Source organism: Mycobacterium sp. (assembly GCF_049647605.1).
Classification (GTDB): domain Bacteria; phylum Actinomycetota; class Actinomycetes; order Mycobacteriales; family Mycobacteriaceae; genus Mycobacterium.
The window spans coordinates 1-5,832 of the sequence record NZ_JBARXZ010000228.1 but is presented as its reverse complement, the minus strand read 5'-3'; the positions used below and the strand labels follow the sequence as shown (position 1 = coordinate 5,832).

Sequence of the window (5,832 nt, the reverse complement as noted above, 5' to 3'; positions counted from 1 at the left end):
CCGCTGACTGGGCCGCGATCGGCGCCGGCTCCGCCCATCCGGGCGGCCGCAGCAGGTAGCCGATCCGGCCGCGCCAGGTTCGGGCGCGGCGCACGTCGCGCACCATCGCGACGAACTCGTGGAAGTTCACCTTGACCGGGTTGTGGGTGTCGATGTTGTGGGTCAGCCCGGAGCGCACGTGTTCCACTTCGTCGGCATAGCTGCCGAACATCCGGTCCCAGATGATGAAGACGCGCTGTTTGAATTTGTTGCGCTATCCGCCGGTGGTTCCGATGCCGGCCGCCCCCGGTGCCGCGACCGTCGCATCAGAGGTTGTATCCAAGCGGCACATCCTTTTTCGAAGACTGCGGACTGGCACTGTCGACGGCCCGACCGGCGTAACTTCGAGCTGGTTGGTGCCCATCGGCACCGACCGGTCCGATCGCACTGAGAAAGGACAGATCAGATGAACACAACAAGCACCCCCACGGTCAACCAGGACCAACTCATGGCCTTCGTCATGCGCGCTGTCGAAGAAGCCGGAGCCGCGCTGAACTGCGCACTGGTCGTGATGGGGGATCGGCTGGGCTATTACCGGTCGCTGAGACGCCACGGCCCGAGCACGCCGGAGGAGCTGGCCGAGCGCACCGCCACCGATGTGCACTACGCCCGGGAGTGGCTCAATGCTCAGGCGGCAGGGCATTTTGTCGAGTACGAACCGTCGGCGGGGCGCTACTTCCTGCAGCCTGAGCAAGCGCTGGCGCTGGCAGATGAGAGCAGCCCGGCTTTTGTGGTCGGCTTGTTCCAGACCGCGCACGGAGCTGCCCGCGATGCAACCAAAATCGTCGATGCCGCCGCCTCCGGAGCCGGCGTGGACTGGGGCGATCACAATTCAGACGTACACGTGGGTTGCGAACGATTCTTCCGGCCGAGCTACGCGGCGCACCTGGTCTCCGAGTGGCTCCCAGCCCTCGACGGTGTCACCGCCAAGCTCGACAGCGGCGCCCGGGTGGCTGATGTCGGCTGCGGACACGGTGCCTCGACAATCTTGATGGCACAACACTTCCCGCAGTCGGAGTTCACCGGCACCGACGTCCACGCCGCGTCGATCGAGACCGCCCGGGCACGCGCTCAGCAGGCGAACACGGAATCGACAGCGCGGTTCGACTGCGTATCGGCGGATTGGTTCAGCGGCGGTCCCTTCGACCTGGTCACGATGTTCGACTGTTTGCACGACATGGGGGATCCGGTGGGGGTCGCCCGGCATGTGCGGGAGGTCATCGCCGATGACGGCACCTGGATGATCGTCGAACCGTTTGCCGGTGATCGGGTGGAGGACAACTTCACTCCCATCGGTCGCGCCTACTACGGGTTTTCGACGTTGTTGTGCACCCCGTCGTCACTGGCGCAGCCCGTCGGGCTCGCGCTGGGAACCCAAGCCGGTCCGTCCCGTATCCGCGATGTCGTGACCGCCGGAGGGTTCACGCGGTTCCGGGAAGCGGCCCGCACGCCCTTCAACAGTATTTACGAAGTCCGACCCTGAGCAGACTCAGGCGGCAGCCAGGGCCGCGGTCGCCGCGTCGAAGCGGTCCAACACCGTGGCGGCGACCAGATTGTGTGAGCCCAGCGGCTCTGACATCGCGATGTCGTGCTGGGTGGCAAATGCGGTCACCCGGTCCGTGATGCGGCCGTGCGCCAAGAACCACGGCGCGATGACCACCCGGGACGCGCCGTTGTCACGCAGTCGGGCGACGGCATCGGGAAGATTGGCGTACGGGCCGGTGGCGAAAGCAGTTTGGGTTCCGGCCCAACGCGTTCCGATGGCCAGGGTGTCGGCCACAGTTGCCGTGCGCAAGTTCGCATCCGGCTTCGACGAGCCGACCGCTACGACGACTACCCCGAGGCCGTCCTCGTCGGGGGAGACCCCGGCTTCTGCCAGGCGCAGCCGTAACACCGCCAGCAGTGCCGGATCTTCACCGAGCACCTGCGCCTGCTGAACCCGGGCGCCCGACTCTTCGACGATCGCCGGGATGTCGATGCGCGCGTGATAGGCGCTGGCCAACAGGAACGGCGTCACCACAGCGTCGGTGGTTTCGGAGAGCACCGCACCCAGGCTCGGTGACGTCTGCTCCAGAAACGCGGGACGAACGTCCAGCCACGGCCGCAGCCGCCTGATCCGGCCGGCCACGGCCTGCGTCACCGCGGCGGACCGCGGATCGACACTGCCGTGGGCGGTCAGGACCAGCGTGGTCACCGGGACCTCATGACGCGTGCAGCCCGCACTCCGTTTTGGCCAAGCCCTGCCACCGGCCGCTGCGCGGATCGGAACCGGGCTCGGGTTTGGCGGTGCACGGCCGGCAGCCGATGGAGGGATAACCCTCGTCGACAAGCGGATTCACCAGCACACCGTGGGTGTCCTGGTAACTCTGCATGTCGTCATCGGACCAGGCAGCGATCGGGTTGATCTTCACCAGCTTGAACGCCTCGTCGAAGCTGATCAGCGGCGCATTGGCCCGCGTCGGTGCCTCGACACGGCGAATCCCGGTGACCCATGCCGAGTAGCCCGCGAGAGCCTTCGACAGCGGTTCCACCTTGCGCATCCGGCAGCAGGCACCCGGATCGCGGGCGAACAGGTCCTTACCGAACAGTTCGTCCTGCTCGGCGACGCTTTTCTCGGCAGTGACATTGACGACGTGCACGTCATAGACGGACTCGACGGCGTCCCTGGTCCCGATGGTCTCGGCGAAGTGGTACCCGGTGTCGAGGAACAGCACGTCGACCCCGGGACGGACTTTGGCCGCCAGATCCACCAACACGGCATCCTGCATGTTGGAGGCCACGATGTAGGAACCGCCAAAATGCTCGTCGGTCCAGCGCAGCAGCTCCTCTGCGCCGGCCCCGTCGAGTTCGGCGGCACCGCGGGCCGCCAGCTCCCGCAGCTCCGTCTCCGTCAAACCACTCACCTCAACTGTCATGGTGCAAACCTCGAATCAGCGCAAATCGGCATCGTCGGCGCGTACCGCCCACTGAGCGAAACGCTCGCCGGCCTCGCGTTGTTTCACGAAGTTGCGGACAACCCGATCGATGTAGTCGCCGAGTTCGGCGCTGGTCACCTTGTGCTGGCGCAATTTGCGACCGAAGCCGCTGTCCAGGCCCAGGCTGCCACCGAGATGCACCTGGAACCCCTCGACCTGATTGCCGTCGCCGTCGTCGACCATCTGGCCCTTGAAACCGATGTCGGCGATCTGGATCCGGGCGCACGAGTTGGGGCAGCCGTTGATGTTCACGGTCACCGGCACGTCGAGCTGGGCATTGATGTCCTCGAGCCGCTGCTCCAATTCCGGGACCAGCGCCTGCGAGCGGCTCCGCGTCTCGGCGAAGCTCAACTTGCAGAACTCGATACCGGTGCAGGCCATCAGGTTTCGCCGCCAGTGCGACGGCTGTGACGGCAGGCCCAGGGCATCGAGCCCGTCGCGCAGCTCATCGAGTTTGTCGTCGGGAACGTCGAGGATGATCAGCTTCTGGTAGGGCGTGAAGCGGATCCGGTCACTGCCTGCGGCCTCGGCGAGGTCGGCGACCTTGCTCAGGATGGTGCCCGAGACGCGGCCCGCGATCGGGGCGACGCCGACGGCGTTGAGGCCGTTGCGCAACTTCTGGACGCCCACGTGGTCGATGGGACGCGTCACCGGAGTGGGCGCCGGTCCGTCGATCAGGGGCCGCTTCAGGTATTCGGTCTCGAGCACCTCGCGGAACTTCGGGATGCCCCAGTCCTTGATCAGGAACTTCAGCCGGGCCTTGGCCCGCAGCCGGCGGTAGCCGTAGTCACGGAAGACACTGACCACGCCCTCCCACACGTCGGGCACCTCGTCGAGCGGCACCCACGCGCCGACCCGTTGGCCCAGCATCGGATTGGTGGACAGCCCGCCGCCGACCCACAGATCGAAGCCGGGGCCGTGCTCGGGATGCACAACTCCGATGAAGGCGACGTCATTGACCTCGTGCACCACATCCTGCTGGCCCGAGATCGCGGTCTTGAACTTGCGGGGCAGGTTCGAGTACTCCGGCTTGCCGATATAGCGCTTGACGATCTCCTGGATGGCCGGGGTGCCGTCGATCACCTCATCGAGCGACTCACCGGCCAACGGTGAGCCCAGCACGATGCGGGGGCAGTCGCCGCAGGCCTCGGTGGTCTGCAGACCCACCTCGTCGAGGCGCCGCCAGATCTCCGGCATGTTCTCGACCTCGATCCAGTGGTACTGGATGTTCTGGCGGTCGGAGATGTCGGCGGTGTCGCGGCCGAACTCGGTGGAGATGCCGCCCAGGGTGCGCAGCCCCGCCGCGGTCAGGGCGCCGCCGTCGCAGCGGACCCGCAGCATGAAGTACTCGTCTTCGAGCATGTCGGTGTTGTCGTCACCGGTCCAGGTGCCGTCGAACCCGGGCCGGCGCTGGGTGTAGAGGCCCCACCAGCGGAAACGGCCACGCAGGTCACCCTTGTCGATGCTCTGGAAGCCGCCCTTGGCGTAGATGTTCTCGATCCGGCTCCGGACGTTGAGCGGATTGTCGTCCTTTTTGGCCTGCTCGTTCGCGTTGAGTGGTTCGCGGTAGCCGAGCTTCCACTGGCCTTCGCCCTTGGGGCGTTTGGCGGGACGTGCCTGTGGCGTGGTCATGATCGGTCGTGCTCCTCGAGAAGGAGCCGGCGTTACGAATCGCGCCCTTTACACCGGTGGCTGAGTCCGGCGGCGCGGATCCGGCGGCCAGCTGATGAAAGGGTGGCTGGGTGCGAGATCAAGCCGTCAAGGCAGACAGCAACAAGTACAAACGCGCTTGAAATCGACATGCCGCCGCGCAACCAGTGCCACTCGGGGCTGGGGGTGGCGTGAAGCGATCACCCGGCCATTCTGCCACGGCACGTCGCAGGCGCCCAACCAGGCCAGATTTCCGCGCAGCGTGAGCGGAATTCGACCCGTCGGAGTTCTGGGAGACTGGACGGCATGACCACCGGCATCGTGACGCAGGACGAGCCTGCCCTGGTGCTGACACCGGGCGGGGCGTTCGGGCTCTACATCCACGTGCCGTTCTGCGCCACCCGCTGCGGATACTGCGACTTCAACACCTACACCCCGGGTGAGCTCGGCGGTGCCAATCCGGATGGCTGGCTGGCCGCGGTGCGGGTGGAATTGGCGTTGGCCGCCGAGCGGCTGCCAGCGCCGACCGTCGACACGGTGTTTGTCGGCGGCGGCACGCCGTCGCTGTTGGGGCACCACGGTCTGGCCGCGGTGCTCGACGCGGTGCGAGAGTCGTTTTCGCTGGCCGCCGACGCGGAGGTGACCACCGAGGCCAATCCGGAATCCACCTCACCGGAATTCTTCGCCGCGATCCGGGAGGCCGGCTACACCCGGGTGTCGCTGGGCATGCAGTCCGCCGCCGCGCACGTGCTGCGACTGTTGGACCGCACGCATTCGCCGGGGCGGGCGGTGGCCGCGGCGGGGGAGGCCCAGGCGGCCGGGTTCGAGCATGTGAACCTGGACCTCATCTACGGCACGCCGGGGGAGTCCGACGACGACCTGCGCCGCTCGGTCGATGCCGTCCTGGAGGCGGGAGTCGACCATCTGTCGGCGTATGCGCTTGTTGTCGAAGACGGCACCGCGCTGGCCCGACGGGTGCGCCGCGGCGAGATGGTGTGTGTTGACGACGACGTACTGGCGACGCGCTACGAACTGGTGGACCGGATGGTGCGCGACGCCGGGTTCGACTGGTACGAAGTGTCGAATTGGAGCCGCCCCGGTGGGGAGTGCCGGCACAACCTCGGCTACTGGGGCGGCGGTCAGTGGTGGGGCGCCGGGCCCCGCGCCC

General features: G+C 66.9%; 6 protein-coding genes and 1 pseudogene. 2 read left to right on the top strand and 5 right to left on the bottom strand.

Annotation, left to right across the window (positions count from 1 at the left end; translation table 11 throughout):
- Positions 1–232 (bottom strand): annotated as a pseudogene (locus WBB07_RS27805) (sterol desaturase family protein); the annotation flags it as partial.
- Between the two features lie 213 nt (positions 233–445).
- Here WBB07_RS27805 and WBB07_RS27800 point away from each other — a divergent pair.
- Positions 446–1,522, top strand: a complete 1,077-nt coding sequence (locus WBB07_RS27800; RefSeq protein WP_526312686.1) for a class I SAM-dependent methyltransferase — start codon at positions 446–448, stop codon at positions 1,520–1,522.
- 6 nt (positions 1,523–1,528) lie between these two features.
- On the opposite strand, the gene WBB07_RS27795 is transcribed toward WBB07_RS27800, so the two are convergent.
- From WBB07_RS27795 to WBB07_RS27780, 4 genes are all read right to left on the bottom strand, one after another.
- Positions 1,529–2,233 (bottom strand): sirohydrochlorin chelatase, encoded by a 705-nt coding sequence (locus WBB07_RS27795; RefSeq protein WP_526312684.1) that lies wholly within the window; start codon positions 2,231–2,233, stop codon positions 1,529–1,531.
- A 7-nt stretch (positions 2,234–2,240) separates the two neighbouring features.
- The gene (locus WBB07_RS27790; RefSeq protein ID WP_526312682.1) at positions 2,241–2,954 is read right to left on the bottom strand and encodes a phosphoadenylyl-sulfate reductase; all 714 of its coding nucleotides are present in this window, start codon (positions 2,952–2,954) and stop codon (positions 2,241–2,243) included.
- Between the two features lie 15 nt (positions 2,955–2,969).
- Positions 2,970–4,646 carry a nitrite/sulfite reductase gene (locus WBB07_RS27785; RefSeq protein WP_526312680.1) on the bottom strand — a complete coding sequence of 559 codons (1,677 nt, stop codon included), beginning with the start codon at positions 4,644–4,646 and terminating at the stop codon, positions 2,970–2,972.
- Positions 4,647–4,772: 126 nt separating this feature from the next.
- On the bottom strand, positions 4,773–4,838 hold the full coding sequence (locus tag WBB07_RS27780) for an Ms4527A family Cys-rich leader peptide (RefSeq protein WP_526312688.1): 66 nt from the start codon (positions 4,836–4,838) through the stop codon (positions 4,773–4,775).
- A 132-nt stretch (positions 4,839–4,970) separates the two neighbouring features.
- On the opposite strand from WBB07_RS27780, the gene hemW reads away from it, so the two are divergent.
- On the top strand, positions 4,971–5,832 hold an 862-nt coding region (gene hemW, locus WBB07_RS27775), incomplete at its 3' end, for a radical SAM family heme chaperone HemW (RefSeq protein ID WP_526312678.1).